This is a genomic window from Sagittula stellata E-37, from assembly GCF_039724765.1.
GTDB classification, from domain to species: domain Bacteria; phylum Pseudomonadota; class Alphaproteobacteria; order Rhodobacterales; family Rhodobacteraceae; genus Sagittula; species Sagittula stellata.
Genome location: NZ_CP155729.1, coordinates 2,342,249 through 2,368,712, shown reverse-complemented (window position 1 = coordinate 2,368,712; position 26,464 = coordinate 2,342,249). Strand labels below are relative to the sequence as shown.

Here is a 26,464-nt window from a genome sequence, read left to right as displayed (position 1 = left end):
GAAGGCGCGGCGACACGCCTGCCAGCCCGCCCCCGAACCGCCCGTCACCTCCTCTTCGCCAGTGCAGCGGCATGGCCTGCACGCACCTGCGCCTCCAGCGCATGGGCCAGACTCTTGCGGTTGGCGAAGCCGTCGACCCGCAGTGCCGGGTGGCACACCACCTCCACCGTTCCCTGCTGCCGTTGTGCCAGCACCCGCGCCAGCGACGGCGCGAAATCCATGTCACCCCACCAGCCGTAGAAGCGCGGGTCGGCGCCGTCGGGCGCGCGGTAGGCCAGGCTGACCGCCTGCACGGACGTCTCGTGCACCAGCGCGTCGTCGAAAAAGGCGGCGAACAGCGGCGTGCGGAAGGTCAGCACCCGCCGTCCGTCGGTCGATGTGCCTTCGGGAAAGAACAGCAACCTGTGGCCGTGGATCAGACGTTCGCGAAACAGCGCGGTCTGCGCCGCGGCATCGCGGCGGTCGCGGGTGATGAACACGGTGCCGGTGGCCCGCGCCAGAAGGCCGATGCCCGGCCAGCCCGCAACCTCCGCCTTCGAGACGAAATAGACGGTCTGACGACTGTTCAGCACGAAGATGTCGAGCCAGGAGGAATGGTTCGCCACCAGCGCGCCGCGCGTGGCGGGCGGGCTGCCGCTGGCGCGCACCTTCAACCCCATGATCCGCAGCACGATGCGGCAGACCGCGCGAGTGATGTGCGGCGTCCACGGGCGGTCCATGCCGTGCATCGGACGCTCGACCAGCCGCAGCAGCATCATCAACAGCAGGCCTATGACCAGCACCAGCGCGATCAGCGTGCCACGCCACGCCACACGCAGCCGCTCACACAGGGTGAAGGGCGGGTGCGACGGCGGCTCGTCCCCTGCCCAAGTGTAGCTCATGTCGCCCGTTCCCGCGTGTAAAGCGCGCGCTGGCGCTCGGTCATGCGGGCGGTGTCCATCACGAGGCACACGTCGGTGGTGTTGAAGGCGTGGTCGACATAGGCACCCTCGCCCACGCAGCCGCCGAGCCGCAGGTAGGCCTTGATCAGCGCCGGCACGTCCAGCATGGCGCTCACCCGGTCGATCCGCGCTTCGGGCACGAGGTTCATGTCCTGGAAGTTGCGCGCGCGCACGCGCAGTTCCGGCGGCGCGAGGTGGCGGTGGTGCAACAGCGACAACGGCTGCGCCAAACGCGCAATGTCGGTGCCGTGGAAGCTGGCCGTGCCGAACAGCACTTCGATGCCGTGGTCGGTCACATAACCCGCCAGCCCTTGCCAGAGGTGGAACATCGCGGCCCCCCCGCGATAGTCGGGGTGCAGGCACGACCGCCCCAGCTCCAGCAGCCGCCGGCCCGAGCGGCGCAGCGGCCCGAGGTCGTATTCGTCCTCGGAATAGAACTGCCCGGCCTCCGCCGCGCGGTCGTCGCGCAGAAGCCGGTAAACCCCCACCACCATGTCGCCCCGCGCGGGGTCGCAGACCAGCAGGTGATCGAAGAACGGATCGAAGCGGTCGCGTTCCAGCCGGTTTTCGTGATCCACCAGCGGGCCGTCGCCGCCCAGTTCGGCCACGAAGACGTCGTAGCGCAGCCGCTGCGCCGCTGCCACGTCCGCCGCGTCCCGGGCCAGCCGCACTGTAAAGCTGTCGCTCATGTCTACCGTTCCGCCGGCCGCCCGGCGCCCTGTGCCACCCCGCGTTCGGGCGCCTTCTAGAGCATGTCGCCCCGGTTTGGAAACGCCCAATCGCCCGGCTGGCGCAAAGGCGGCAGGGTTTGCGGACGCCGGGAAACGGTTAACGACCGGCTCTCCGCCACCGAACATTGGTTAACCATTTGTCAACCGCTGACGCCCTAGTTTAGGTTTCGAAAACGGGAACGAGCGCGACGACCGAGCCGTCGAGCACGACCTTGCCTTGTTCCCGGAAATTGACGGTGATGCGCCCGTCGATGTTGGACTGGACCTGACCCAGGCCCCAATCCGGCTGATCCGGATGGCGAACGATCTGGCCGGGCTCCAGCAAGGCATTGATGTCGTTCATGTCCGTTCGTCCTTGTGGAGATAGAAATGCAGAATGTCAGCGCCACGCTCGCAGCACTTGTGGGGTCGCGTCTGTGCCACGACCTTATCAGCCCGATCGGTGCGATCCAGAACGGACTTGAACTGATTGCCCTGTCGGGGGCCGACCAGTCCAGCCCGGAAATGGCGCTGATCCAGGAGAGTTGCGACAGCGCGGCGGCGCGGATCCGGTTCTTCCGGGTGGCCTTCGGCGCGCCTGGCGAGACGCAGATGATGTCGCGGCGCGAGGTCTCCGCCATCCTGTCGGGCGTGACCAAGGGCGGACGCCTGAAAGCGGAGTGGGTGGCCGGCGAGGACCAGTCGCGCCCCGAGGTACAACTGTGCTTCCTGGCCTTCCAGTGCTGCGAAAGTGCGCTGCCCATGGGCGGCACGGTGCGGATCGAGAACGACGCGGCAGGCTGGACGGTGCGCGCCTCGGGGACACGGATCAACGGCGACCGGGTGTATTGGGATCACATCAACGGAGCGGCCCCGTTGGAAACGCCGCCCGCCGACAAGGTGCATTTCGCGCTGTTGCCGATCCTGGCCGCGGCGCGCGGGCGGCAATTGCTGGCCACGCTCACCGGCGATTCGATCACCTTGAAGATCGCCTGACACCGGTACTGACACTGCTACAGACCCTGGCAATGCCACAGGCATTGGCCGCGACCATGACCCCGATACGGGCCGGCGGGCCGCCCGGCCCGTCCGGGGGAAGGCGGCGCAAAGCCCCGCCCTACGTCATGTCGCGCAGGGCGGGCGATGTCACTTGCGGAGGATGCCGTCGCCTTCGACCAGGTACTTGAACGAGGTCAGCTGCTCGACGCCCACCGGGCCGCGCGCGTGCATCTTGCCGGTGGCGATGCCGATCTCTGCGCCCATGCCGAACTCTCCGCCATCGGCGAACTGCGTGGACACGTTGCGCATCAGGATCGCCGAATCGAGCCGCTGGAAGAAGCGCGCGGCGGCGGCATCGTCCTCGGTGATGATGCAGTCGGTGTGGTTCGACCCGTGGCGGCGGATGTGCGCGATGGCCGCGTCGATGTCGTCCACCACCTTCGCGGCGATCACCATGTCGAGGTATTCCTTGCCCCAGTCGGACTCGGTCGCCTCTTCGGTGCCGGCGATGGCGCGCAGCGTTTCGTCGGCGCGCACCTCCACCCCGGCGTCGATCAGAGCCCGGATGACGCCCTGGCCGATGTCGTCGACCACGTCGCGATGGATCAGCAGGCATTCGGCGGCGCCGCAGATGCCGGTGCGCCGGGTCTTGGCGTTCTTGACGACCGAGAGCGCCTTCACCGGATCGGCGTCCTTGTCGATGTAGATGTGCACGATGCCTTCGAGATGGGCGAAGACCGGCACGCGGGCCTCGCGCTGGACCAGACCGACCAGCCCCTTGCCGCCGCGCGGGATGATGACGTCGATATAGTCGGTCATGGTCAGCATCTCGGAGACGGCGGCGCGGTCGCGCGTCGGCACCATCTGGATCGAATCCTCGGGCAGGCCCGCCTCTTGCAGGCCATGCACAAGGCTGGCGTGGATCGCGGCGCTGGAATGCAGCGATTCAGAGCCGCCGCGCAGGATCACCGCGTTGCCGGATTTCAGGCAAAGCGCGCCCGCGTCCGCGGTCACGTTGGGCCGGGATTCGTAGATCACGCCGATCACGCCGAGCGGTGTGCGCACGCGCCGGATATGCAGGCCGGAGGGCTGGTCCCATTCGGTGATGACGCGGCCCACGGGATCGTCCTGCCCGGCCACGGCGATCAGGCTGTCGCGGATGGCGGCGATGCGGTCCTCCGTCAGGGTGAGGCGGTCCGTCATGGCGTCGGACAGGCCCTTCTCGCGCCCGTAGTCGAGATCCTTGGCGTTCGCCTCGACGATCGCGGCGCGGTTCTCCCAAAGGTGGGCGGCGGCGGTTTCCAGCGCCTTCTGCTTGGCGGCGGCTGGTGCGAAGGCGAGATCCGCTGCGGCGGCACGCGCGCGCGTGCCGATGTCCTGCATCAGGGCGGGGATGTCGGTGAGATCCTTCATGGGCCTTGCCTTCGTGGTTGGGGTTCGAGGGGTATTTTTACAGGGGATACGTGCGGGGCGCCAGTTCTTCGGACGCCCGCGTGCCGGGTCAGAGCGCCATGTCGTCGCGATGGACAAGCACGGCGCGGCCCGGGTAGCCGAGAATCTGCTCGATCTCGGCGCTGTGGTGACCGGCGATCTGGCGCGCTTCGGCGGCGGTATACCGTGCCAGCCCCTGCCCCAGCGTCGTGCCGTCAGGGGCGCGCAGCGTCACCGGGTCGCCCCGGCCGAACGTGCCCTCGACACGGGTCAGACCGGCGGGCAGCAGGCTTTTGCCGCGGGCCAGCGCCTGCGTGGCGCCCGCGTCGATGACCAGCGTGCCTTGCGATTTCATCGCGGCGATCCAGCGCTTGCGCGCGGCATGCGGGTCCATGTCGGCGGTAAAGAGCGTGTGCGCCGCGCCGCCCAGCAGACGCTTCAGCGGATGGTCGTCGGCACCGTGCATGATGACCATCGCGCAGCCCGAGGCCATGGCGGTCTTGGCGGCCATCACCTTGGTCTTCATCCCGCCCTTCGAGAGGCCAGAGCCCGCGTCGCCGGCCATCGCCTCGATCTGCGGTGTTATATCATCCACGGTGTCCAGGCGCTCCGCCTGCGGATCGCTGGCGGGGTTGCCGGTATAGAGCCCGTCCACGTCCGACAGCAGGATCAGCAGGTCGGCGCCGGTGGTGACGGCGATCTGCGCCGCGAGGCGGTCGTTGTCGCCATAGCGGATTTCGTCGGTGGCGACGGTGTCGTTCTCGTTCACGATGGGCACCGCGCCGTGGCTGAGCAGCGTCGCCAACGTGGCACGGGTGTTCAGGTAGCGGCGGCGGTCGGCTGAATCCTCCAGCGTCACCAGCACCTGCGCGGTGGTCAGGCCATGGCGGGCCAGCGCCTCCGCCCAGGCGTGGGCGAGGCGGATCTGTCCGCAGGCGGCGGCGGCCTGCGCCTGTTCCAGCGGCAGCGTCGTCTGCGGCAGGCCCAGCAGCCCGCGCCCCAGCGCGATGGAGCCGGAGGAGACAAGGATCACGTCCTTTCCGGCGGCCTTCTGTTCGGCAATGTCTTCGGCTATGGCCGCAAGCCAGTCCCGGCGCAGGTCGCCGGTTTCCCGGTCGACCAGAAGCGCCGAGCCGATCTTGACCACCAGCCTGCGCGCGGCGGTCAGGGTGTCCAAGGCGTGTCCTCCTCGTCCTCCGGATCGGCGGGACGGTCGGCGGCGCGGCGGGCGTCGACATGTGGCCTGAGGGCGCGCAGCACCTCGGTCACGCCCTCCTTGGTGGCGCCGGACATCAGCATCACGTCCTCGGCGCCGGCGGCTTCGAGTTCGTCCTTGAGGAAGGCGCGTTCCTCTGCGTCCATGGCGTCGATCTTGTTCAGGACGGTGACGCGGGGCTTGTCGCTCAGGCCCTCGCCGTAGGCATCCAGTTCGTCGCAGATGGTCTGCCAGTCCTCGATCAGCGTCCCGGAGGTGCCGTCGATCAGGTGCAGGAGAACCGCGCTGCGCTCGATATGGCCGAGGAAGATGTCGCCGAGGCCACGGCCTTCGTGCGCGCCTTCGATCAGGCCCGGAATGTCGGCGACCACGAATTCGGTGTTGTCGACCTTCACCACCCCGAGGTTCGGGTGCAGCGTGGTGAACGGATAATCCGCGATCTTCGGCCGGGCGTTGGAGGTCGCGGCGAGGAAGGTGGATTTGCCCGCGTTGGGCAGACCCACGAGGCCCACGTCCGCGATCAGCTTCAGCCGCAGCCAGAGCGTGCGTTCAATGCCCTCCTGCCCGGAGTTGGCGCGGCGCGGTGCCTGGTTGGTCGAAGTCTTGAACCGCAGGTTGCCCCAGCCGCCGTTGCCCCCCTTGGCCAGGAGCACGCGGTCGCCCAGCGTGGAGAGGTCGGCGATGACGGTTTCCTCGTCCTCGTCGATGATCTCGGTGCCCACGGGCACACGCAGCACGATGTCATCGCCATTCTTGCCGGTGCGGCCACGACCCATGCCGCCCTGCCCGTTCTGGGCGAACCAGTGCTGCTGATAGCGGAAGTCGATCAGAGTGTTGAGGCCGTCCACGGCTTCGGCCCAGACGGAACCGCCGGTCCCGCCGTCGCCGCCATCGGGGCCGCCGAACTCGATGAACTTCTCCCGGCGGAACGAGACCGAGCCGTTGCCGCCCGAGCCGGAGCGGACATAGACCTTGCAGAGATCGAGGAATTTCATCGGAACGTGCTTTCGAACTGGGTGGCCGGGATGTAGCGGGATTTGGCTACGGGAACAAGCGATCCCGGCGTTTGGAAAGGGCAGAGCGCGCGCGGGCCGTACCTTTGCGCAGACGGGGCATCACGGGCGCGCCGGGTTGGCGTCTGCTGTACCATGCAGCGGCTGAAATGGTGCATCGGCGGGCAGGATGACCCGCTCTACCGTCACCGGGCGGCCGTGGAAGAAGGCGTGCCTTTCTTCGGTATGTGTCGGGCCCCGGAACCCAAGCTTCGCCAGCACCGCAGCAGAGCCTGCGTTGCCGGTGATCCAGCCGCTGTGGATGGTCGCGGCGTGTTCGGCGCGATGCTGACCAACGGCGGCCATGGCGGCTTCGGTCATCAGCCCCCTGCCCCAATGGTCCCGGCGCAGCCAGTAGCCCAGTTCCCAGTCGTCGGGGCGGTCGTCGGCGAAGCGGTTGGAGGGTTCGATGGTCAGGACGCCGCAGGGCACGTCGTCCGCGACCAGCGCAAGTGTGCCGGGCCGTCCGGCGAACCGCGCGACGAATTCCGCCCCGTCCGCTTCCGTGTAGGGGTGCGGCACGGAGGTGAGCCAGCGGTGCACCTCCGGGTCGGTGATGTGGGGGATGATCCAGTCCTCGTCGCCGGCGCGAAGAGGCCGGAGGACCAGCCGCTTCGTGCGCAACATGGAAAGGCTCCTCAGCTCAGTTTTTTCAGGTATGTCCAGGTCGGGACCTTGGACTGGCGCGCGACACAATAGGATTCCGCGTCGCCGATGTACTCGAAGCCGCAGTTCACCAGGACCTTGGCCGAAGCCGGGTTGTCCTGAAAGACAGAGGCGAACATCGTCTTGTTGTTCAGTGGGTTGGCGTCCACGAGGGCGCGCACGGCCTCGGACGCGAGGCCGGTGTTCCAGAAGGCGGGCGCCACCCAGTAACGGATCTCGGACTGGTGGCGGTCCAGCCGCATGAGCTTTATCACGCCCATGAACTCGGATCCGCCGGCGCGGGTGCCGTCCATCGCCCAGATGTCCCATTCGCGGTCCGGCGCTGCGGCACGGGTCACGAAGGCCTCTGCGGCGCCGGGGGGAACCGGATGCGGGATCGTGGGTGTCATCGTGGCCACGCGCTTGTCGGAAGCGTAAAGCTCCCACAGGCCCATGTCGGACCGGCGCACCGGGCGCAAGTCGAACCGTTCCGTCTCCACCACAGGAAGGTCGTTCGTCAAATCAAGGCCCATCTGCACTCTCCTCTCGTGCATCCCTCGCAATCACGAAGGTCTGGGATAGCGGACATACATGTCCGATATAAGGCCGGGCCCGGTCGCTCAAAAGGCGAAGGGGACCGGCCGGTTGGCCGATCCCCCGTCTGAAAATCGCAGACCTGAAAACCGGCTTACTCGGCAGCCTCCGCTGCCGGCATTACGGAAATGAAGGTGCGTCCTTTCAGTCCCTTGTGGAACTGAACGGCGCCTTCGACCGTGGCAAAGATCGTGTGGTCACGGCCCATGCCGACGCCTTCGCCCGGCCAGAATTTCGTGCCGCGCTGACGCACGATGATGTTCCCCGGGATAACGGCCTGACCGCCATAAAGTTTCACGCCGAGGCGACGCCCTGCGGAGTCGCGACCGTTGCGGGAGGAACCGCCTGCCTTTTTATGTGCCATGTGTCTCTCTCCTTACTATCGGTTACGCGAGGGTCTTCGCCTGCTCGACCCACTCCGGCTTCACCTTGGTGGCCTCGAAGGTTTCCGGGTCGACGGCGGCGAGCTGTGCGTAGGACGTGATGCCTGCTTCGTTCAGTTTCTTGGCGGCGGCGGGGCCGACACCGGTGATCTGGGTCAGGTCGTCGCCTGCGGCAGCCGGTGCGGCTGCTGCGGGCGCGGCTGCGTCGTTGGACGCGGCCTTCGGAGCGGAACCTGCGCCGATTGCGGCCTTCACGCCGGTCTTGTCCGCGCCTTCCGACAGGATCTCGGTGATCCGCAGGACGGTCAGCTGCTGACGGTGGCCCTTGGTCCGCTGCGAGCTGTGCTTGCGGCGGCGCTTCACGAAGTGGATCAGCTTCTCGCCTTTGACCTGGTCGACGACCTCGGCCTGCACGGCCGCACCCGACACGAAGGGCGCACCGACGACGACGGAGTCACCGCCGAGCATCAGGATGTCGTTGAACTGAACGGTCTCGCCAGCGTCTGCGGCCAGCTTTTCCACCCGGAGGGTGTCGCCGGCTGCGACCTTGTACTGCTTGCCGCCGGTTTTCATCACCGCGAACATGCGCGTCTTCCTTTTCTCTGCCGCGTCCTTCGGCCCCCGATCCGGGCGTTGGCGGGGCGCCTGCCCCGGCCTCGAACTGCGCGTCTTTCCCAAGACGTTGGTTGATGTGCCCTGCATCGGGCGGGTATCTCAAAAACGAAAGGCGGGGCCTGAGCCCCGTCCTTTGGTCCGGTGCCTATACGCGCGGGCGAGAGGCCTGTCAAGCGTTGCGCGCCCGGCCATTGCTCACCCGGCGCGGCCTGCGCCTAGAGTTCCTGAGTCTGCATCTGCTCCGCCGCCGCAAGTCCCAGCGCGTATGACACCTCGTCGTACATCGCATTGAACCCGGCAAAGAGCGCGCGGTTCAGGAGCCGCCCTTCCGGCGTGGCGGACACCTCGATGTAGCGGTCGAGTTCCGCATCCGAAAGCGGCTCGTAGGCCAGCATCAGGAAGGCGTAAAGCCACTCGCGCGTGTCGTTGCGGGTCTCTTCCTCCTGCCCCCAGACGTCGGCAAGGATGTCACCCTCCGTCATCGACAGACCGCCACCGTCGACCAGCCCGCGGTAAAACTGGAAGGACGCGTTGAGCGCGCCGGCCACGTTGGCCTCGAGCAAGTCGTTCACTTCGATGAAACGCGTGAGCTGCTGCATCCGCGGCGCGTCGAGATCGGCGGCAAGGAAGGCCTGGCGCGCGGTGTCCTCGACCTCGTCGTCGATCATCGCCCGGCGTGCCGACAATTCGAGCTGCACAATGCGCGTGCCCGTGTCGGACGAGAAGAACGCGACCAGCGGCCCGGTGTCGGTGCCGTCCAGAAGCTCGGCGAAGTGGTTGCGCATGACCACGTGCATCTTCGGCACGTCGTAGATCTGCGACAGGAGCGTCTGCCAGCGGGCGTTGTGTCCGCCCTGGAACATGTCGTCGCCAAGGTCGGCCCCGTAGGCCAGCCCTTCGACGCGCATGATCTCGAGCATGGAATCGATCTGCAACGCGTCCAGCAGGTCGTCCATGCTGTCGCTGGCCGGATCGGCGCGCAGCGGCAGCGCGGCCACGAGGCACAGCATCAATGCGGCGGCGATGCGCAAGACCCCCGCCCCCGCGGGAAGCTGCGCGAATCTAGAGGCGATGGCCATGGGGTTGTCCGGGTCCTCGTGCGTGTTTGGTGCACTACAGGTAGCCCGGCGTGCGGGCGGCAACAACCGTGTTGCGCGGCTTGCGCGGCGCTCCGGCGAAATTCCGTTGTTTTGGCTGTTGCGCCCGCCTTTTGAATTGTCTAAACGCCCCTCTACCCAGACCCCCGCGGAGAGGTGCCGGAGTGGTCGAACGGGGCGGTCTCGAAAACCGTTGACCCTTCACGGGGTCCCAGGGTTCGAATCCCTGTCTCTCCGCCACTTGCCTTCGATTTCGTCCAGAAATCCGGCAAATGTCCCAAGCTGTTTGTTCAGTATGTCGCTGTCTTGGTGCAGGTCTGTCGGTGGACGTTTTTCGCTCGCGGCAGGCTTCGTTCGGCACGTGGGAGAGCGCAAGAGTTTGCATCGGATGCTGGCCCGCGATGCGAGGGGACACTCTGACGCAAGAAGGTTGCCTGCCTATTTTGGTCAAATCATCGTCATGGGTGCATGGAATTCGCGGACCGGCGAGATGGCTTGTCAAAGGCGTCTGGACGAAGCCGTGGCGGTTGGGCGGAAGCCCCGCAGGGTCTCCCGTCAGGACCGACACGGCGGCATGGTCGAGGTCTCAGTCCGCCACCGTTCAGAACTTCGTTGCCATCCTGGATGCTTGCGCGACGGGGAACCGGCTCCATATCTCATCCATTCCCCACGGACGGGTTACGGAGGCTAGGATGGGCTATGTAAAGACAGCGATGCTCATGGCGGCGATGACGGCGCTGTTCATGAGCGTGGGCTACCTGATCGGCGGCTCGGGCGGTGCGTTGATCGCGTTGTTGGTCGCGGCGGCGATGAACGTCTTCACCTGGTGGAACTCGGATCGGATGGTCCTGCGGATGCACAACGCGCAGCCGGTTGTGCGCGGCGACCGGTTGGGCCTGCACGAGCTGTCGACGGAGCTTGCGCGCAACGCCGGTCTGCCGGAGCCCAAGGTCTACCTGATCGACACGCCCCAGCCCAATGCCTTCGCCACCGGGCGCAATCCTCAGAATGCCGCCGTGGCGGTGACCTCGGGCCTGGTGCGCAGCCTCAGCCGCGAGGAACTGGCGGGGGTGATCGCGCACGAACTGGCACATATCCGCAACCACGACACGGCGATCATGACCGTGACGGCGACCTTCGCCGGGGCGATATCCATGCTGGCGAACTTCGCGCTGTTCTTCGGCGGCTCGCGCGAGAGGCTGGGCCTGATCGGCACGCTTCTGATGATGTTCCTCGCACCTATGGCCGCGGCCCTTGTGCAGATGGCGATCAGCCGGACGCGGGAATACGCCGCCGACAAGGCCGGCGCCGAGATCTGCGGACACCCGCTGTGGCTGGCTTCGGCGCTGGAGAAGATCGCCGTGGGCGCGGCGCGCATCGACAACGACGCGGCCGAGCGGAACCCGGCGACGGCGCACATGTTCATCATCAACCCGCTTCACGCCCACAAGCGCGACAACCTGTTCGCCACCCACCCGGCAACGGAGAACCGCATCGCCGCCCTGCGCGCGATGGCCGGGCACACAGGTGGCGGACGGGTGCGGCAGGCGGCGCCTGTCTCGACCAGCCGCGTGCCGAAGACCGGCCCACGCCACCGGTCAGGCCCGTGGTCGTGAGGTCGGCGGGCGCTAGGTGAGGCGCACACGGGCGGGCGCGGCGCCTGCTGGCCGCGCAGTCCCATGAGACAGGACAGTCCGGCCGCAGTCCGGGAAAGGCAGGTATCGCTCCGCCTCGGCCTTCGATAAGGTGCCGGAAAACAGAGAGGTTCAGATGGAGCTTATTGCAAAAGCCACCGCCCTGGTGGGCGGCACCGTCGCGTTTGTCCGCCGCATGGGGTCTCCGGGTCATCAGGCGTTCGGCGCGCAGCCCGAGATTCCGGAGGCCCGCGCGCAGGGCATCATGACGCTGAAGATGCCGGTTGCCGAAGGCTGGAATAACGGCCGCCTGCCGACATGTGCACCCGGCCTCAAGGTCAATGCGTTCGCCACCGGGCTCGACCATCCGCGCTGGATCGAGGTGCTGCCGAACGGCGATGTCCTCGTGGCGGAGTCGAAGGAACAGGCGGGGCCGCCGAAGACGCTGATGGACCACGCGGCACAGGCGACGATGCGGCGCGTAAAGGCGATCGGCAAGAGCGCCAACCGTGTCACTTTGTGGCGCGACACTGATGGCGACGGCGTGGCGGAGATCCGCAAGGTCTTTGTCGAGAACCAGAACCAGCCCTTCGGCATGGCGCTGGTGGGGAACCGCTTCTACCTCGGCAACACCGACGGGATAAAGATCTTCGACTATGCCGACGGCGACGACGCGCTTGTGGGCGACGGAGAAAAGCTGGTCGACTTCAAGCCGCACGGCCACTGGACGCGCAGCCTGCTGGTTTCGCCCGACGGCACAAAGATCTATGCGGGGGTCGGGTCGCTGTCGAACATCGGCGACCAGGGCATGGCGGCAGAAGAAGGCCGGGCGGCGATCTGGGAAATGGACGTGGCCACCGGCTCGGCGCGCATCTTTGCATCGGGCCTGCGCAACGCCGTCGGCATGGCGTGGGAGCCGGTGCAGGGCAAGCTCTGGACCGTGGTGAACGAACGCGACGGACTGGGCGACGAGACACCGCCCGACTATCTAACTTCCGTCGAGGATGGCGGGTTCTATGGCTGGCCCTACTGTTATTGGGGCAAGACGGTGGACGACCGCGTCCCGCAGGATCCGCAGATGGTCGCGAAGGCGATCACGCCCGATTACGCGCTTGGCGGCCACACGGCGTCGCTGGGCCTCTGCTGGATGCCCGATGGCACCCTGCCCGGCTTCGGCGCTGGCATGGTCATCGGCCAGCATGGATCTTGGAACCGGTCGAAGCTGAGCGGCTACCGGCTGATCTTTGTCCCCTTCGAGGCCGGCAAGCCGAGCGGCCCGGCGCGCGACATCCTGTCGGGCTTCCTGTCGGAGGACGAGAAGCTGGCCTACGGGCGTCCCGTTGGCGTCACGCTCGGACCCGATCGCAAGTCGCTGCTGATGGCGGATGACGTGGGCGACGTCATCTGGCGGGTGACGGCGGCGGACTGAGGATCGTCTCGCGGACAGTCGCGATGGCTGTCGTCACCGTCCCTTTTCCGGGGCGGTGACTGCCGCGGGCATCAATGCGCCGGGCAGGCACCGCGTCAACCCGATGCGACGCTCTCTTTGTCCCGCCACTTGGACACCGGGCGGGCCGTGCAGCCCGACTTTCGGCAATCAGACAGGCACCTGTCGCGTGTGCTTGATCCGCCGGAGGGCGAAGATCGTCGATGTGCCCGCCACGCAGTCGAGCTCCAGCAGGCGGCGCATCAGGATGTCCTCGAAATCGGCGATGTCGCGGACGACCATGTGCAGCATGTAGTCCCATTCGCCGGTGACCGAATAGACCTCCATGATCGCGGGTTCGTCGTCGACCGCCTGCTGGAAGGCCGCCCGGGCCTGTGCGTCCTGAGACTTCATCCGCACCTGGCAATAGACATCCATGCCGCGCCCGACCTTCGCCGGGTCCACCAGCCGCACCGGCGGGCCGATCACGCCGCGCTCCTCCAGGCTGCGGATGCGGCGCCAGACCGTCGCGGCGGAGCTGTTCGCCGCCTCGGCCAGATCCGCCACAGAGAGCGACGCATCGCGTTGAAGCATCGAAACCAACTTGGCCTCGACAGCGGACAGGAGATCGGTTTCGTTCATCATCGCGCCCCTCGTGAAATGAATCGCTCATATTGGACCCGCATCGCCGGTGCGTTGAAAGCCCTTTTCAGCCGAAACCGCGTATCATCTCCCCCAAGCGACACATGTCCGCACCGGGAGGAGACCGATGACAGACCAGACGCCGATCCTGAAGGATTACGCCCTGAGCGACCGTTACACGCGGACCGAGGGCCGGGTGTTCATGACAGGCACGCAGGCCATCGTGCGTATCGCGCTGGACCAGGCGCGCCGCGACCGGGCGCGCGGGCTCGACACACGGGGATACATCTCTGGCTATCGCGGCTCTCCGGTGGGGGGGATCGACCTGGAGATCGGGCGCAACGCCGACATCGTGCGCGACGCGGGCGTGACCTTCCTGCCCGCCGTGAACGAGGAATTCGGCGCGACGCAGATGATCGGCACCCAGCAGGTGGAAACCGATCCCGACAAGGAATGTCTCGCCGTCTTCGGCCTGTGGTACGGCAAGGGGCCGGGCGTCGACCGCGCGGGTGACGCGCTGAAGCACGGCAACGCCTACGGGTCCTCGCCAAACGGTGGCGTGCTGGTTGTGGCGGGCGACGATCATGGCTGTGTGTCCTCGTCGATGTCGCACCAGTCGGATGTCGCCTTCATGAATTTCTTCATGCCGACGCTGAACCCCGCCAACGTGGCAGAATTCCTGCCGTTCGCCGAATGGGGCTACGCGCTGTCGCGGTTCTCCGGCATGTGGGTGGGCTTCAAGGCCATCTCCGAGACGGTTGAATCCGGCATGTCCTTCGAACTGACGCCGGACCGCACCTTTGTCACGCCGGACTTCACGCCCCCCGCCGACGGCCTGCACTACCGGTGGCCCGACCTGCCCGGACCGCAGATCGAGGCGCGGCTGGAGCACAAGAAGAACGCCGTGATGGCCTTTGCCCGCGCCAATCCGATAGACCGCTCCGAATGGGGCCACCCTGCCCGCTTCGGCATCGTCACCACCGGGAAATCCCATCTCGACGTGCTGGAGGCGCTGCGCCTTCTGGGCATCGACCGGGCGCGCGCCACAGAGCTGGGCATCGACCTCTACAAGGTCGGCATGGTCTGGCCGCTGGAGCACGATGGCGCGCTGGAGTTTGCCCACGAAAAGGACGAGCTTCTGGTGGTCGAGGAAAAGCGCGGCATCATCGAGAGCCAGCTCAAGGAGTACTTCTACGACTTCCCCGGTCGCAAACCGCGCCGCATGGTGGGCAAACGCGACGAGACCGGGCAGCGGCTGATCCCCTGGACGCAAGAGCTTGGCCCGGTGATGCTGGCGCGGCACATCGCCGACCGGCTGGAACGCAACGGCATCGCCGACCTGCGGGACCGCGCGGCTCATGCGACCGACACGCCGCATCCGATCCATGTCGAGGGCGCGACCCGCACGCCCTACTTCTGTTCGGGTTGTCCGCACAACACCTCCACCAAGGTGCCCGAAGGCTCTCAGGCCTTTGCCGGGATCGGGTGCCACTTCATGGCCTCCTGGATGGGCCGCAACACCACTTCGCTGATCCAGATGGGCGGCGAAGGGGTGAACTGGGTGGCGCGGTCGAAATTCAACGGCAACCGGCACGTGTTCCAGAACCTCGGCGAAGGGACCTATTATCACTCCGGGTCGCTGGCCGTGCGGCAGGCGATTGCGGCGGGCACCAACATCACCTTCAAGATCCTGTTCAACGACGCGGTTGCGATGACCGGCGGGCAACAGGTGGACGGGCCGATCTCGGTCGAGGCGATAGCCCGGTCGGTGCTGGCCGAGGGGGCGAAAAAGGTCGTCCTGGTCAGCGATGAGCCGGACGGTCTGCCGCGCATTTCCGGTGTGAGCGCCTTCCACCGGCGCGACCTGGACCGCGTCCAGCGTGAGCTGCGCGAGATCCCCGGCACCACCGTGCTGATCTACCAGCAGACCTGCGCGACCGAGAAACGCCGTCTGCGCAAACGCGGCCTCATGGACGATCCCAAACGCTTCGCCGTCATCAACCCGCTGGTATGCGAGGGCTGCGGCGACTGTTCGGTGGAAAGCAACTGCCTGAGCGTCGAGCCGCTGGAGACGGAATTCGGCCGCAAACGCAAGATCAACCTCAACACCTGCAACAAGGACTTCACCTGCCTGAACGGCTTTTGCCCCAGCTTCGTGACCGTCGAAGGCGCGACGCTGAAGCGCGGCAAGGGCGCGGGGGATGCGGCCTTCGACCGATTGTCGGAAAAATTGACGGACCCGGAGGCGCCCGCGCTGGACCGGCCCTGGGACATCGTCGTCACCGGCGTGGGCGGCACGGGCGTGGTGACGGTGGGCCAGGTGATCGCCATGGCCGCCAATCTCGAAGGCAAGGGCGCGTCGGTGCTGGACTTCATGGGATTCGCGCAGAAATTCGGCCCCGTCATCAGCTACATCCGCATGGCAAAGACGACAGAGGCCGTGAACCAGGTGCGGGTAGAGCCCGCCTCTGCCGACGCGCTGATCGGATGCGACATGGTGGTCAGTTCCTCCCCCAAGGCGTCGCATACCTTCCACGCCGGCACCCGTGCCGTGGTGAACACGGCCGTGATGCCGACCGGCGACCTCGTACAGAACCGCGACGCGGACCTGAACGCGGGGCAGCGGTTGTCGGCGATTGCCCAGGCCGTCGACGCGCGCCGCCTGAAGACACTCGATGCCAACGCACTGTCAGAGGCGCTTCTGGGGGACACGGTCTTTGCCAACGTGATGATGCTGGGCGCGGCATGGCAGGCAGGCCTCGTACCGCTGTCCCACGAGGCGCTGATGCGCGCCATCGAACTGAACGGCGTCAAGCCCGACCTCAACAAGCGCGCCTTTGCCTGGGGGCGGATCGTGGCGACCGACCGGTCCGGAGCGGAGTCCGCCGCCGGGTTGACCGCCGCGCCGGTGATGACGCTGGACGAGATGATCGACCGCCGTGCGGCCTTCCTGACGGACTATCAGAATGCCGCCTGGGCCAATCGGTATCGCGGCGTGATCGACCGGGTGCGCGCCGCAGAGACCGCCGCCTGCGGCGCGCCCGGCCCGTTGACGGAGGCCGCGCTGAAGGGGCTTTTCAAGCTCATGTCCTACAAGGACGAATATGAAGTCGCCCGCCTGCACAGCCAGACGGGATTTGCCGAGGGGCTGAAGGACCGTTTCGACGGCGACCTTGTCGTAAAGCACCACCTCGCGCCGCCCATGCTGCCGGGCAAGGATGCCCGGGGACGCCCGCTCAAGCGCAGTTTCGGACCGTGGATCGGGCCCGTGTTCCGCCAGTTGGCGCGCATGAAACGCTTGCGTGGCACGGCGCTCGACCCCTTCGGCCATACGCGCGAACGGCGCATGGAGCGCGCCCTGATCGGCGAATACACGGCGCTTCTGGACCGGCTGATCGCCGGGCTCGGCCCCGATACAGTCGAAGACGCGGCGGAGATTGCAGCCATGGTCATGGAGATCCGTGGCTTTGGGCCGGTGAAGGAGGCGGCGGTGGACCGCGTCCGTGCGGATGTCGCCGAAGCCCTCGACAAACGGGGTCTGTGACCGCAGGCGATCGGATAACCTCCCGCCACGGCGCCCGTCACGGCGGTTGCGCGCGTTGATCCCCTGCCCTGCGGCAAGAACGCAGCCCTCTTTTTTAAGTGCTGGCGGCACGGCCCCGTCAGGCGGCCTTGCCGGTTTTCGTCTCGACGGGCTCCTCCGGCCGGGTCGCGAACCGCGAGACGAGGTCGTTAAGGCTGTCGGCGTCGCTGTTCAGCATCCGCGCGGCGGCAGTCGACTGCTCGACCATCGCGGCGTTCTGCTGGGTCACGCGATCAAGATTGGCGATGCCGGTGTTGATCTCGTTCAGGCCCTGCGCCTGATCGTCGGCGCTGGAGGCGATCCCCTCCACCATGCGGGACATGTCGGCCACCTTGTCGAGGACGTCCTGCAGGGCGGTGCCCGCCGCCTCCACCAGCCGCACGCCGTCGCGGACACGTTCGCCGGATCCCTGGATCAGGTCCTTGATCTGCTGGGCGGCTTCCGCGCTTCGCTGAGCAAGGCCCTGCACCTCTGAGGCCACCACGGCAAAGCCCTTGCCCGCTTCCCCGGCCCGCGCGGCCTCCACTCCCGCGTTCAGGGCAAGGAGGTTGGTCTGGAAGGCAATGTCGTCGATGACGGTGGTGATCTCCGAAATCTTGCCGGAACTCTTCTCGATCTCGCCCATGGCGCCGACCGCGGATTTCATCACTTCGCCATTGCGTTCGGCGATCTCGCGGGTGCTGTGCGCGGTCGCATTGGCGTCCGAGGCGTTCTTCGCCGCGGATCGCACGCTGTTCAGCATCTCCTCCATCGCGGCGGCGCTTTGCTCGAGGGTCGCGGCCTGTGTCTCTGTCCGGCGCGACAGTTCGCCCGAGGCGGAGGCGATCCGGTCAGAGCTTCCCAGAATGCTTTGGGCGCCCTCCTTCACCTCTTCCACAACCTCGCGCAGCCGGTCGACCGCGCGATTGTAATTGTCGCGCAGAGACGTGTATTCTTTGGGGAATTCCATCTCTATCCGGCGGTGCAGCATCCCGTGGGCGAGGCTGTCCAGCGCCTGCCCCAGTTCTTCCACGACCCGGATCTGCGACGCCATCTTTTCCGCGCGGCTTTCCTCTGCGGCACGTCCGGCGCGCAACACCTCCAGCAGACTGTCAAGGTTACGGGCAATGCCGCCGATCTCGTCCTTGCGTCCGCTCATGCCGTGCTGCGTGTCGTAGATACCCTCAGCCACATCCGAGACCGCCGAGGAGAGCGCTTTCAGCGGTCGGCCCAGAGCGCGGGACAGCAGGTAGAGCGTCAAGGACATCATCACTACGAAAGTGACCGCAGCCAGAACGAACATCCAGCGCGCCAGGGTCCAGACTTCTTGCATCTTCGCGTCGTAGGAGACCGTTAACCCGAAGACACCGATCACCGGGCCATCGGCACCGGCCATGATCGGGACCGCCCGCACGCGTCCGCCGTCCGCCGTCGAAACCGTCCCGGACTCGAGGACATCCGCAACGAGCTCCGACAGAGCGGCCTGATCGTCCTGAATGCCAATTTCCACCACCATGTCCCCTTCGGCGCCGAACACCACGGCGGCACCGGCGCTGTCGCCGACGCTCTCGAAAGCTTGGGTCGCAAGTTCGCCGATCTTGTCCGCCACATTGAACCGCAACGGCTTGGCCAGGTCTTCGGCTGCCTTGACGGCGGCGCGTTCCCCCTGAACGTTCACTTCGGCGACAGCCATCCGTTCGAGAAGGCGCATGGCATTGACGGACAGAACACCCGCGACGACGACGGTGGTCAACGCCATGATCGCGGCACAGCGGACGAAGATGGAGTGGCGGGCACCGGCCTGTCGGCCGTCTGAAGCTTGTTGCTCGGACATCGCATTTCTCTCAGGTTTTTCCCGATTTTTCCGCGCGGCGGGTGGGCCCACCGCGCGTCGATTTGGCTGGCGGAGGCTTACATCAGCGCTTCGGCGTCGATTCCGATGGTCATGGCGCCGATCGGGGCGCCGGTGTCCGGGTCGCTGAGGGTGATGGAGACCTGCACCTGGTAGGTCTGGCTGGATTCGTCGAACTCGATCTCCGAGACATGCACCGCGCCAGAACCCACGCTGTAGGTCTGCTGGTACTTGTCCTCGTCCCCCTGCCAGTAGTCGGAGGTGGCCTGCGAGGCGGCGACGTTCAGTCCTTGGGCATCCATCACGAACACTTCGGTCATCATGCCGCCCGATTCCGCCACCCGGGCGCGCAGGAGGTCGGACGCCGGGTTCATCAGGACCCCGTCCACCAGTTCGGACGCACCGGTGCCGACCTCGGCCCGCCATGTCTGGTCCATGGCCTCGATCATGGCGGCGTCGTAGTCCGCCGTATGCGCATTTTGTGCCGCCACCGCCGAAAGGATCGCCGGGTCCTGCGCCCACGGCGCGATTTGCGTGTCAATGAAGGCCTGCACGTTGGCCTCCGGCTCTGCCGCGAAGGCCAGTGTGGCCGACAGGCCGAACATGGCTGTGATGAGTGCTGAGCGCATCGGGTCTCTCCGGTATCTGTGTCTGGTGGCGCGCAGCCTACGACCGTGAAAGCAACCAGTCCGTAAAGGCACGCACCCGTTTTCCGGTCAATTTTCGCGACCCTTGCCCGGCCCTCGCCGAAAACGACGCGATGTCGCATTCGGCGCAGACGGCACGGCGCCAAAGCGGCCAGCATCGCGGCATGTCCGTAGCAGACCAGCCAGACGGAGACCTTTCGAGATGAACGCGCCTCTTACCCGGCGGGGCGGTGGTCGCCGTGCCCGTGTCGCTGCCAGATCCGCCGCCCTGGCGCACGACTTGCGGCCGGTGCGCGCCGGGCTGACCGGCGGGCGCTACAACCCGTTGAGCGACGCGGAGGTGCTGCGCATTCACCGCGCGGCACTGACGGCTCTGGAAGATATCGGCCTTTCCGGCGCGCCCGAGAGCGGGGTGAAAACGATGGTTGCGGCGGGGGCCCGGCTTGGGGATGACGGCCGTCTGCGCTTTTCGACCGCGCTTGTCGAGGACATGCTGGCCAGGGCAGCCCGGAACATCACGCTTCACGGACGCGACGCGGATCACGACCTCGACCTCTCGGGCAGCCGCGTGCACTACGGCACCGCGGGCGCCGCCGTGCACATGGTCGATCCGGCGGGCCGGTCATACCGAGAGAGCACGGTTCAGGACCTGCACGATGCGGCGCATATCGTCGACGCGCTGGACAACCTGCACTTCCTGCAGCGCCCCATGGTGGCCCGGGACATCCCAGATGCGCTGGAGATGGACCTGAACACGCTGTACGCCTGCTGTTCGGGCACGACGAAACACGTCGGGACTTCCTTCTCCGACCCGTCGCATGTCGACACGGCGTTTGAGCTGCTGCACCTGATCGCGGGTGGAGAGGCGGCGTGGCGCGCGCGGCCCTTCGTGTCGAACTCCAACTGTTTCGTCGTCCCGCCGATGCGCTTCGCCACGGAAAGCTGCCAGACGATGGAGGCCTGCATCCGCGGCGGCATGCCGGTGCTCCTGCTCAGCGCGGGCATGGCCGGAGCGACGGCGCCCTCGACCATCGCCGGGGCCATCGTGCAGTCGGTGGCCGAGTGTCTCGCGGGCGTGGTCTATGTCAACGCGCTGGCACCGGGGCATCCGGCGATCTTCGGAACCTGGCCTTTCGGGCTGGACCTCAGGACGGGTGCGATGAGCGTGGGCTCCGGAGAGCAGGCCTTGCTGACGGCGGGCTGCGGTCAGATGGCACGGTTCTATGGTCTGCCCGGGGGCTCGGCGGGCGGCGCGTCGGATTCAAAGCTGCCCGACATGCAGGCCGGGTGGGAGCAAATGTGCTCCAACGTCATGGCCGGGCTTGCGGGCGTGAACATGATCTACGAGGCGGCGGGCATGCACGCCTCCCTTCTGGGGTTCTGCCACGAGAGCCTGATCCTCGGCGACGACCTTGTCGGACAGGCGCTGCGCTGCGTGCGCGGGATCGAGGTCGATGACGACACCCTTGCGCTGGCCGAGATGCGGGACTTCTGCCTGAACGGTCCGGGGCACTACCTTGGCACCGACCAGACGCTGGGACGGATGCAGAAGGACCACGTCTACCCGTCGCTCGGCAACCGCATGTCGCCCAAGGAGTGGGAAGAACGCGACAAGCCGGACCTGCAAGACGCCGCGACACGCCGCAAGGAGATGATCCTGTCCATACCCTCCGCCGCCCGCTTCCGCGTCGATCTGGATCGCGATATCCGGGCGCGGTTCCCGATCCACCTACCGGCGTATTGACCCCACGGCCCCGGCACGTAGACCGGGCCGGAGCCAAGCGGGAGTCGCCTCATGCCCTATCTCATCCTCATCCTCGCCGTGGTGGCCGAAACCATCGGCACCACCGCGCTGCAGGCCAGCCAGCAATTCACGCGTCCCATGCCTTCGGTCGTGGTGGCCGTGGCCTACGCCGCGGCGTTCTACCTGCTGAGCATGGTGCTGAAGGTCATGCCCGTGGGTGTCACCTACGCGATCTGGTCCGGGCTGGGCATCGTGTTGATCGCGGTCATCGGCCGGGTGGTCTTTGGCCAGAAGCTCGACCTCGCGGCCGTGCTGGGCATGGGCATGATCCTGGCCGGGATCGTGGTGATCCACCTGTTCTCGCGCGCGTCGCCGCACTGAACGCCCCTGTCCCACCGTGCAAACGAAAACGCCCCGGACCATTCGGCCCGGGGCGCATCGTCAACAGACGGGACCGCGATCAGAAACGGAAGTTGCCGCGCAGCGAGAGGCTGTCCTGCTGCAGGTCGGTGTTGGTGGAGCCGAGGTCTTGGAAGTCCTCGTTCAGGTATTCCGCGCCGACGCTGAACTTGTCGGTCACTTTGTACTCCATGCCGAGGCCGTAGACCGGCGAGGTCGCCTCGCCGATGCTGGTGTTCACCTTGGACACACCGGCGGTGCCGTACACCAGCGCCTGGCCGAGATCGTAACCCATGCGGGCCTTGGCGCGGGACACGTTGTCCACGTCGAAACCGTTGACGCTCAGGTCGTTGTTGCCCTGGAACTCGGCTTCACCGCCCAGCACGATGCCGTTGCCGAACTGGTAGTCGTAGCCGCCGTGCAGGCCGTAGATCATGCCGCTCTCTTCGGAACCGCCGGAAGACGCCTGTGCGCCGCCGAGGCTGAGACCGGTATAGCCACCTGTCCAGTTGCCGACCGGAGCGGCCGGAACGACTTCGACCGGCGTCATTGGGGCCGGCTCGACCGGAGTGACATCGAGGCTGCCTGCGGAAGCGGCGGTGCCCAGTGCTGCGATCGCGACGGTCATGGTCAGGATGTGCTTTTTCATTTCCTTCGTCCTTTCTTTTGTTTTCACGCCTCGTTCCGGTTTTTCGGCCGGTCTGCTCGGGCGCTCGACAGCCATGTGGCCATCTCGTGTGCCCTTTCAACGGCTCTACCCCCCGTTTCCGTTCCCGATTTCGTGTGCGATTTCCGTCGTCTGGCCATTCTTGGCCAATCGGTGCCGATGACGTGAATGCACCCGGCCAATCCCCGCCTGTTCCGCGCGCGAAAACGTGAGGTGTGATCCGTCACATCCATGCAACAGGGGGGTTTGCGACCGATTGGCACTGGTGTTTTGGCCCGACTGTCGCTACGCGGGCGGCAATCCGGACAAGAGGAAACAGACATGCAATTGCGCAACGTCGCGATCATCGCGCACGTCGACCACGGCAAGACGACCCTCGTCGACGAACTGCTGAAGCAATCCGGCGCCTTCCGCGCCAACCAGGCCGTGGCCGAGAGGGCCATGGACTCGAACGACCTCGAACGCGAACGAGGGATCACCATCCTTGCCAAGGCGACGTCCGTCGAATGGAAGGGCACGCGGATCAATATCGTGGACACCCCCGGCCACGCCGACTTCGGCGCCGAGGTGGAACGCATCCTGTCGATGGTCGACGGCGTGGTGCTGCTGGTGGACGCGGCCGAAGGCCCGATGCCGCAGACCAAGTTCGTGACCTCCAAGGCGCTGGCCCTGGGCCTTCGGCCCATCGTGGTTCTGAACAAGGTCGACAAGCCCGACGCGGAGCCGGATCGCGCACTGGACGAAGTCTTCGACCTGTTCTCGGCCCTCGACGCCGATGAGGACCAGCTCGACTTCCCACACCTTTATGCCTCCGGCCGCTCGGGCTGGTGCGACACGGAACTGGACGGCCCGCGCAAGAACCTCGACGCGCTGTTCCGCCTGATCGTCGACCACGTCCCTGCCCCGAAGCAGGTCAAGCTGGTGGACGACGATTTCCGTATGCTGGCCGTCACGCTGGGCGCCGACCCTTTCGTCGGCCGCCTGCTGACCGGGCGGATCGAATCCGGCCACGTCAAGGTCGGCCAGACGATCCAGTCGATCAGCCGCATTGGCCAGAAGATCGAGCAGTTCCGTGTCACCAAGATCCAGGCATTCCGCGGGTTGCAGTTGCAGGACATCGACGAGGCCTTTGCCGGTGACATCGTGTCGGTCGCAGGCATGACCAAGACCACCGTGGCGGATACGCTGTGCGCGCTTGCGGTGGACCAACCGCTGGAAGCCCAACCCATCGACCCGCCGACGATCACCGTGACCTTCGGGATCAACGACAGCCCGCTCGCCGGTCGTGACGGCAAGAAGGTGCAGTCCCGCGTGATCCGCGACCGCCTGTACAAGGAGGCGGAGACCAACGTCGCCATCCGGATCAAGGACACCCCCGGCGGCGAGGCCTTCGAGGTGTCCGGCCGCGGCGAACTGCAGATGGGCGTGCTGATCGAGAACATGCGCCGCGAAGGATTCGAACTGTCGATCTCGCGCCCGCAGGTGATCATGAAAGAGGTCGACGGCGAGCTCATGGAGCCCGTCGAGGAAGCGACAATCGACGTGGACGACGAGTACTCGGGCGCGGTGATCGAGAAGATCACCGGCGTGCGGAAGGGCGAGTTGGTGGAGATGCGTCCCGCCGGTGCGGGCAAGACCCGGATCATCGCGCATGTCCCCTCGCGCGGCCTGATCGGCTACCACGGCGAGTTCCTGACCGACACCCGCGGCACCGGCGTGCTGAACCGCGTGTTCCACGGCTGGACGCCGCACAAGGGCGCCATCCCGGGCCGCCGCCAGGGCGTGCTGATCTCGATGGAGAGCGGCGAGGCCGTGGCCTACGCGCTGTGGAACCTGGAAGATCGCGGCAAGATGATGATCGGCGCACAGTCCCCGGTCTACACCGGCATGATCATCGGCGAGCATTCCCGCGACAACGACCTGGAAGTGAACCCGCTGAAGGGCAAGAAGCTGACCAACGTGCGGGCGTCGGGCACCGACGAGGCCGTGCGCCTGACGACGCCCATGTCCCTGTCGCTGGAAGAGGCCATCGCCTACATCAACGACGACGAGCTGGTTGAGGTCACACCGAATGCCGTACGGCTGCGCAAGCGCTTCCTCGACCCGCATGAGCGCAAGCGGGCGTCGCGCTCTGCCTGAACGGGTTTCGCCCTCTTGCGAGGGCGACCCGCCGGGGGTTTCACCCCCGGACCCCCGAAGGTATTTTCGCCAAGATGAAGGAAAGGGCCGGGACGCACCGGCCTTTTTCGTTTTGGGACGGTGGCGCGGCTTCAGTCGGCGGACACGGGTTCCAGCTCTTCGCAGCCGCGTGTCTGAACGCATTCTCCCGATGGCAGCGGCTCTGCCCTGCGCAGGACGCGCTTCGTGCAGTTGACTTCCCTGAGCAGCACATAGGCCGGTGCGATGAGGGTCTTTTCCTCGATGTAGATCGCCGGGTAATGCGTCATGGTGATCTGCCCCTTGTCGTTCTCGTCATGCACGAGACGTGCCTTGCGAACGAGACGCCGGGAATAGTCGTATTTCGCCTCGACGCTGATTTTCTTGTAGCAGCGCGGACCGGGCAGCCCGTCGATATCCGCCGCCGCTGCGGAGGAATTGGCAAGACACGCCAATGCCATTGTCCACGCCAAGACGCGTCCCATGTTGCCCCCTGTTTCAGCCCTGCCCGGGACTCTTCAATATTTCCGGCGCGTTGGCAAGTTTTCCACAGGCCGTGTCCGGAGAATTTCCGGGCCAGAAACACAAAGGCCACGGCAAGCAAAAAGGGCGCGGGTTGGCAGCACCCCACGCCCTTCGATTTCTTACCTCAGAGGAGGATTACTTGCAGGCGGTCTTCACGGCCACGTAGTGACCGGGGGCTGCCAGCGTCTTGTTCTCCTTGTAGACCGCCGGGTAGTGCATCTGCACCATCTGACCGTTGGCTGCGTGCTCCCACTCGGTGTGAGCTGCCATGATCAGGGTCTTGGAGGTGTTGTACTTGGCGGGGACCCAGACTTTGTCGTAGCACGCCACGACCTGACCTTCCCAAGCGAAGGCCGGAGCTGCGAGAGCTGCAAGAACAGCGGCGCCAGCAAGAACTTTTTTCATGATCTTTCTCCCAAGAAAAATTGTAGGTGAGAGAACCTTAGCCAAAGAAATTCAGGTGGCGCGACAGGAATTCCGTACTTGCCGCAGCAAATTTGACCTAGACCCCCGGATTCCCCCGGAAAATCGGGAATCTGTGGCCTGAGTGCCATATTTTTGCAACGGTTTCGCGATGTTGGCACGCCTTGGGCGCTTTCATTAGCGGAAACAATTCCAGATTCAGAAAAGGTTACTGTGGATAACTGCGCAATAATCTCAGTTTCCCTCGAATCAGCCACGTCTCAAAGACGGGCCAAAGGCCGGAATCCGCCTATGGCAAACCATCGCTCACACTGCGGTAAATTTCGGGCGGGAAGGCGCCGAACAGGGATCAAGAGCTGTGGATAACCCTGTGACCAACTTCAATTTCGCCGGATACGAGCACTTTGGCGCACCACCCGCCGTGGCCACGCATCGCGGTGTAGCCGCCCTGCCCCAGAACGGTTTCCATCCGCGAGCACGGGGCGCAGGGTGCGGTGATCTCCAGCACGACCTCGCCGATCTTCAGTCCGAATTCCCGCGCGGCCGTCAGGTTGAGCCCGGAGACGACAAGGTTGCGACGCAGCATGGCCGCCGTGACCTCCTGCCCGCAGAGGGCCGCGATGACAGGGATGTGTTCGGCCTGGATCAGCGTGACGGCGCGTTTGCCGCCGCGCCCATGGTCGCCGTCCAGACCGTTCTCCGAAACGGTACAGCGCGAAACGGACAGCGACGGCGCAAGGCGCGCAGGGCGGAGACCGATCCAGTCGATCCGCCCCGGCCCGGCAAAGCTGCGGCGAAGCTCCGCCAGCGGGATCACTCGGTGATCTCGACCACCATGAGGTCGCGTTCGGAGGCGCCACGTGCGTGTTCCAGCGCCGCCTGGTAGGCGTCCGAGTTGTAGCACTCCACCGCTGCCTCGACGCTGGCAAAGCGCGCGACCACATTGCGCGGTCGGTCGCGGCCTTCGAGCTGCACGTAACGCCCTCCGCGCGCGATGAATTCTCCGCCGTGGGCGGCGATGGCGGGTCCCGCCAGTTCGGCGTATTTTCCGTAGGCCTCGGCGTCGGTCACCGAGACATGCGCGATCCAGAGTGCTGGCATCT

Annotated in this window: 26 protein-coding genes and 1 tRNA gene; 8 read left to right on the top strand and 19 right to left on the bottom strand. The window is 66.2% G+C overall.

The window, feature by feature from the left end; genetic code table 11:
- Positions 1 to 44: 44 nt before the first annotated feature.
- From ABFK29_RS11260 to ABFK29_RS11250, 3 genes are all read right to left on the bottom strand, one after another.
- Positions 45 to 881, bottom strand: a complete 837-nt coding sequence (locus ABFK29_RS11260; RefSeq protein WP_005858001.1) for a lysophospholipid acyltransferase family protein — start codon at positions 879 to 881, stop codon at positions 45 to 47.
- Positions 878 to 1,630 (bottom strand): GNAT family N-acetyltransferase, encoded by a 753-nt coding sequence (locus ABFK29_RS11255; protein WP_040604387.1) that lies wholly within the window; start codon positions 1,628 to 1,630, stop codon positions 878 to 880. The genes ABFK29_RS11260 and ABFK29_RS11255 overlap by 4 nt, the downstream gene beginning before the upstream one ends.
- Before the next feature lie 202 nt (positions 1,631 to 1,832).
- Positions 1,833 to 2,015, bottom strand: coding sequence for a DUF3553 domain-containing protein (locus ABFK29_RS11250; protein WP_005857999.1), 183 nt, complete (start codon positions 2,013 to 2,015; stop codon positions 1,833 to 1,835).
- A gap of 26 nt (positions 2,016 to 2,041) precedes the next feature.
- Here ABFK29_RS11250 and ABFK29_RS11245 point away from each other — a divergent pair, with 26 nt between their 5' ends.
- Positions 2,042 to 2,647, top strand: a complete 606-nt coding sequence (locus ABFK29_RS11245) for a histidine phosphotransferase family protein (RefSeq protein WP_005857998.1) — start codon at positions 2,042 to 2,044, stop codon at positions 2,645 to 2,647.
- Between the two features lie 150 nt (positions 2,648 to 2,797).
- On the opposite strand, the gene ABFK29_RS11240 is transcribed toward ABFK29_RS11245, so the two are convergent.
- From ABFK29_RS11240 to ABFK29_RS11205, 8 genes are all read right to left on the bottom strand, one after another.
- On the bottom strand, positions 2,798 to 4,063 hold the full coding sequence (locus tag ABFK29_RS11240) for a glutamate-5-semialdehyde dehydrogenase (RefSeq protein ID WP_005857997.1): 1,266 nt from the start codon (positions 4,061 to 4,063) through the stop codon (positions 2,798 to 2,800).
- Positions 4,064 to 4,151: 88 nt separating this feature from the next.
- On the bottom strand, positions 4,152 to 5,258 hold the full coding sequence (gene proB / locus ABFK29_RS11235; RefSeq protein ID WP_005857996.1) for a glutamate 5-kinase: 1,107 nt from the start codon (positions 5,256 to 5,258) through the stop codon (positions 4,152 to 4,154).
- A complete protein-coding gene (gene obgE / locus ABFK29_RS11230) occupies positions 5,246 to 6,292 on the bottom strand; it encodes a GTPase ObgE (protein WP_005857995.1) in 1,047 nt (348 codons plus the stop codon). Before obgE ends, proB begins: the two co-directional genes overlap by 13 nt.
- Before the next feature lie 120 nt (positions 6,293 to 6,412).
- Positions 6,413 to 6,976: a GNAT family N-acetyltransferase gene (locus tag ABFK29_RS11225; RefSeq protein WP_005857994.1), complete on the bottom strand. Its 564-nt coding sequence runs from the start codon at positions 6,974 to 6,976 to the stop codon at positions 6,413 to 6,415.
- Positions 6,977 to 6,987: 11 nt separating this feature from the next.
- Positions 6,988 to 7,527, bottom strand: a complete 540-nt coding sequence (locus ABFK29_RS11220) for a GNAT family N-acetyltransferase (RefSeq protein WP_005857993.1) — start codon at positions 7,525 to 7,527, stop codon at positions 6,988 to 6,990.
- A 155-nt stretch (positions 7,528 to 7,682) separates the two neighbouring features.
- Positions 7,683 to 7,952: a 50S ribosomal protein L27 gene (rpmA, locus tag ABFK29_RS11215; protein ID WP_005857992.1), complete on the bottom strand. Its 270-nt coding sequence runs from the start codon at positions 7,950 to 7,952 to the stop codon at positions 7,683 to 7,685.
- Between the two features lie 22 nt (positions 7,953 to 7,974).
- Positions 7,975 to 8,556 carry a 50S ribosomal protein L21 gene (locus ABFK29_RS11210; protein WP_040604386.1) on the bottom strand — a complete coding sequence of 194 codons (582 nt, stop codon included), beginning with the start codon at positions 8,554 to 8,556 and terminating at the stop codon, positions 7,975 to 7,977.
- 245 nt (positions 8,557 to 8,801) lie between these two features.
- On the bottom strand, positions 8,802 to 9,665 hold the full coding sequence (locus ABFK29_RS11205; protein ID WP_050772389.1) for a DUF2059 domain-containing protein: 864 nt from the start codon (positions 9,663 to 9,665) through the stop codon (positions 8,802 to 8,804).
- Positions 9,666 to 9,833: 168 nt separating this feature from the next.
- On the opposite strand from ABFK29_RS11205, the gene ABFK29_RS11200 reads away from it, so the two are divergent.
- The 3 genes from ABFK29_RS11200 to ABFK29_RS11190 all read left to right on the top strand — a co-directional run bounded on the left by ABFK29_RS11200 (position 9,834) and on the right by ABFK29_RS11190 (position 12,746).
- Positions 9,834 to 9,923 (top strand) — tRNA-Ser (locus ABFK29_RS11200).
- Positions 9,924 to 10,375: 452 nt separating this feature from the next.
- Positions 10,376 to 11,299: a zinc metalloprotease HtpX gene (gene htpX, locus ABFK29_RS11195; RefSeq protein WP_005857989.1), complete on the top strand. Its 924-nt coding sequence runs from the start codon at positions 10,376 to 10,378 to the stop codon at positions 11,297 to 11,299.
- Positions 11,300 to 11,453: 154 nt separating this feature from the next.
- Positions 11,454 to 12,746: a PQQ-dependent sugar dehydrogenase gene (locus ABFK29_RS11190; RefSeq protein WP_005857988.1), complete on the top strand. Its 1,293-nt coding sequence runs from the start codon at positions 11,454 to 11,456 to the stop codon at positions 12,744 to 12,746.
- 168 nt (positions 12,747 to 12,914) lie between these two features.
- Here ABFK29_RS11190 and ABFK29_RS11185 read toward each other — a convergent pair whose 3' ends face one another.
- A complete protein-coding gene (locus tag ABFK29_RS11185) occupies positions 12,915 to 13,388 on the bottom strand; it encodes an Lrp/AsnC family transcriptional regulator (protein ID WP_005857987.1) in 474 nt (157 codons plus the stop codon).
- A gap of 124 nt (positions 13,389 to 13,512) precedes the next feature.
- On the opposite strand from ABFK29_RS11185, the gene ABFK29_RS11180 reads away from it, so the two are divergent.
- Positions 13,513 to 16,929, top strand: coding sequence for an indolepyruvate ferredoxin oxidoreductase family protein (locus ABFK29_RS11180; RefSeq protein ID WP_005857986.1), 3,417 nt, complete (start codon positions 13,513 to 13,515; stop codon positions 16,927 to 16,929).
- Positions 16,930 to 17,047: 118 nt separating this feature from the next.
- On the opposite strand, the gene ABFK29_RS11175 is transcribed toward ABFK29_RS11180, so the two are convergent.
- Together ABFK29_RS11175 and ABFK29_RS11170 are read right to left on the bottom strand one after the other, a co-directional pair.
- On the bottom strand, positions 17,048 to 18,781 hold the full coding sequence (locus tag ABFK29_RS11175) for a methyl-accepting chemotaxis protein (protein ID WP_050772388.1): 1,734 nt from the start codon (positions 18,779 to 18,781) through the stop codon (positions 17,048 to 17,050).
- A gap of 77 nt (positions 18,782 to 18,858) precedes the next feature.
- Complete coding sequence (locus ABFK29_RS11170) at positions 18,859 to 19,428, bottom strand: PDC sensor domain-containing protein (RefSeq protein ID WP_005857982.1); 570 nt, start codon at positions 19,426 to 19,428, stop codon at positions 18,859 to 18,861.
- 220 nt (positions 19,429 to 19,648) lie between these two features.
- Between ABFK29_RS11170 and ABFK29_RS11165 the strand changes: the two genes are divergently transcribed.
- Positions 19,649 to 21,190, top strand: a complete 1,542-nt coding sequence (locus ABFK29_RS11165) for a trimethylamine methyltransferase family protein (protein ID WP_005857980.1) — start codon at positions 19,649 to 19,651, stop codon at positions 21,188 to 21,190.
- Positions 21,191 to 21,241: 51 nt separating this feature from the next.
- Entirely contained in the window at positions 21,242 to 21,571 is a 330-nt protein-coding gene (locus tag ABFK29_RS11160) for a DMT family transporter (RefSeq protein WP_005857978.1), read from the top strand.
- Between the two features lie 79 nt (positions 21,572 to 21,650).
- Here the strand turns inward: ABFK29_RS11160 and ABFK29_RS11155 are convergent, their stop codons facing one another.
- Positions 21,651 to 22,238, bottom strand: coding sequence for an outer membrane protein (locus ABFK29_RS11155; RefSeq protein WP_040604385.1), 588 nt, complete (start codon positions 22,236 to 22,238; stop codon positions 21,651 to 21,653).
- A gap of 339 nt (positions 22,239 to 22,577) precedes the next feature.
- Between ABFK29_RS11155 and typA the strand changes: the two genes are divergently transcribed.
- A complete protein-coding gene (gene typA, locus ABFK29_RS11150) occupies positions 22,578 to 24,395 on the top strand; it encodes a translational GTPase TypA (protein ID WP_005857975.1) in 1,818 nt (605 codons plus the stop codon).
- A gap of 131 nt (positions 24,396 to 24,526) precedes the next feature.
- Here the strand turns inward: typA and ABFK29_RS11145 are convergent, their stop codons facing one another.
- The 4 genes from ABFK29_RS11145 to ABFK29_RS11130 all read right to left on the bottom strand — a co-directional run bounded on the left by ABFK29_RS11145 (position 24,527) and on the right by ABFK29_RS11130 (position 26,462).
- A complete protein-coding gene (locus tag ABFK29_RS11145) occupies positions 24,527 to 24,898 on the bottom strand; it encodes a hypothetical protein (RefSeq protein ID WP_347099558.1) in 372 nt (123 codons plus the stop codon).
- 175 nt (positions 24,899 to 25,073) lie between these two features.
- Positions 25,074 to 25,343: a hypothetical protein gene (locus ABFK29_RS11140; protein ID WP_005857973.1), complete on the bottom strand. Its 270-nt coding sequence runs from the start codon at positions 25,341 to 25,343 to the stop codon at positions 25,074 to 25,076.
- A gap of 367 nt (positions 25,344 to 25,710) precedes the next feature.
- A complete protein-coding gene (locus tag ABFK29_RS11135) occupies positions 25,711 to 26,178 on the bottom strand; it encodes an MOSC domain-containing protein (protein ID WP_005857971.1) in 468 nt (155 codons plus the stop codon).
- Positions 26,175 to 26,462: a DUF1330 domain-containing protein gene (locus ABFK29_RS11130; RefSeq protein ID WP_005857969.1), complete on the bottom strand. Its 288-nt coding sequence runs from the start codon at positions 26,460 to 26,462 to the stop codon at positions 26,175 to 26,177. The genes ABFK29_RS11135 and ABFK29_RS11130 overlap by 4 nt, the downstream gene beginning before the upstream one ends.
- Positions 26,463 to 26,464: the final 2 nt, after the last annotated feature.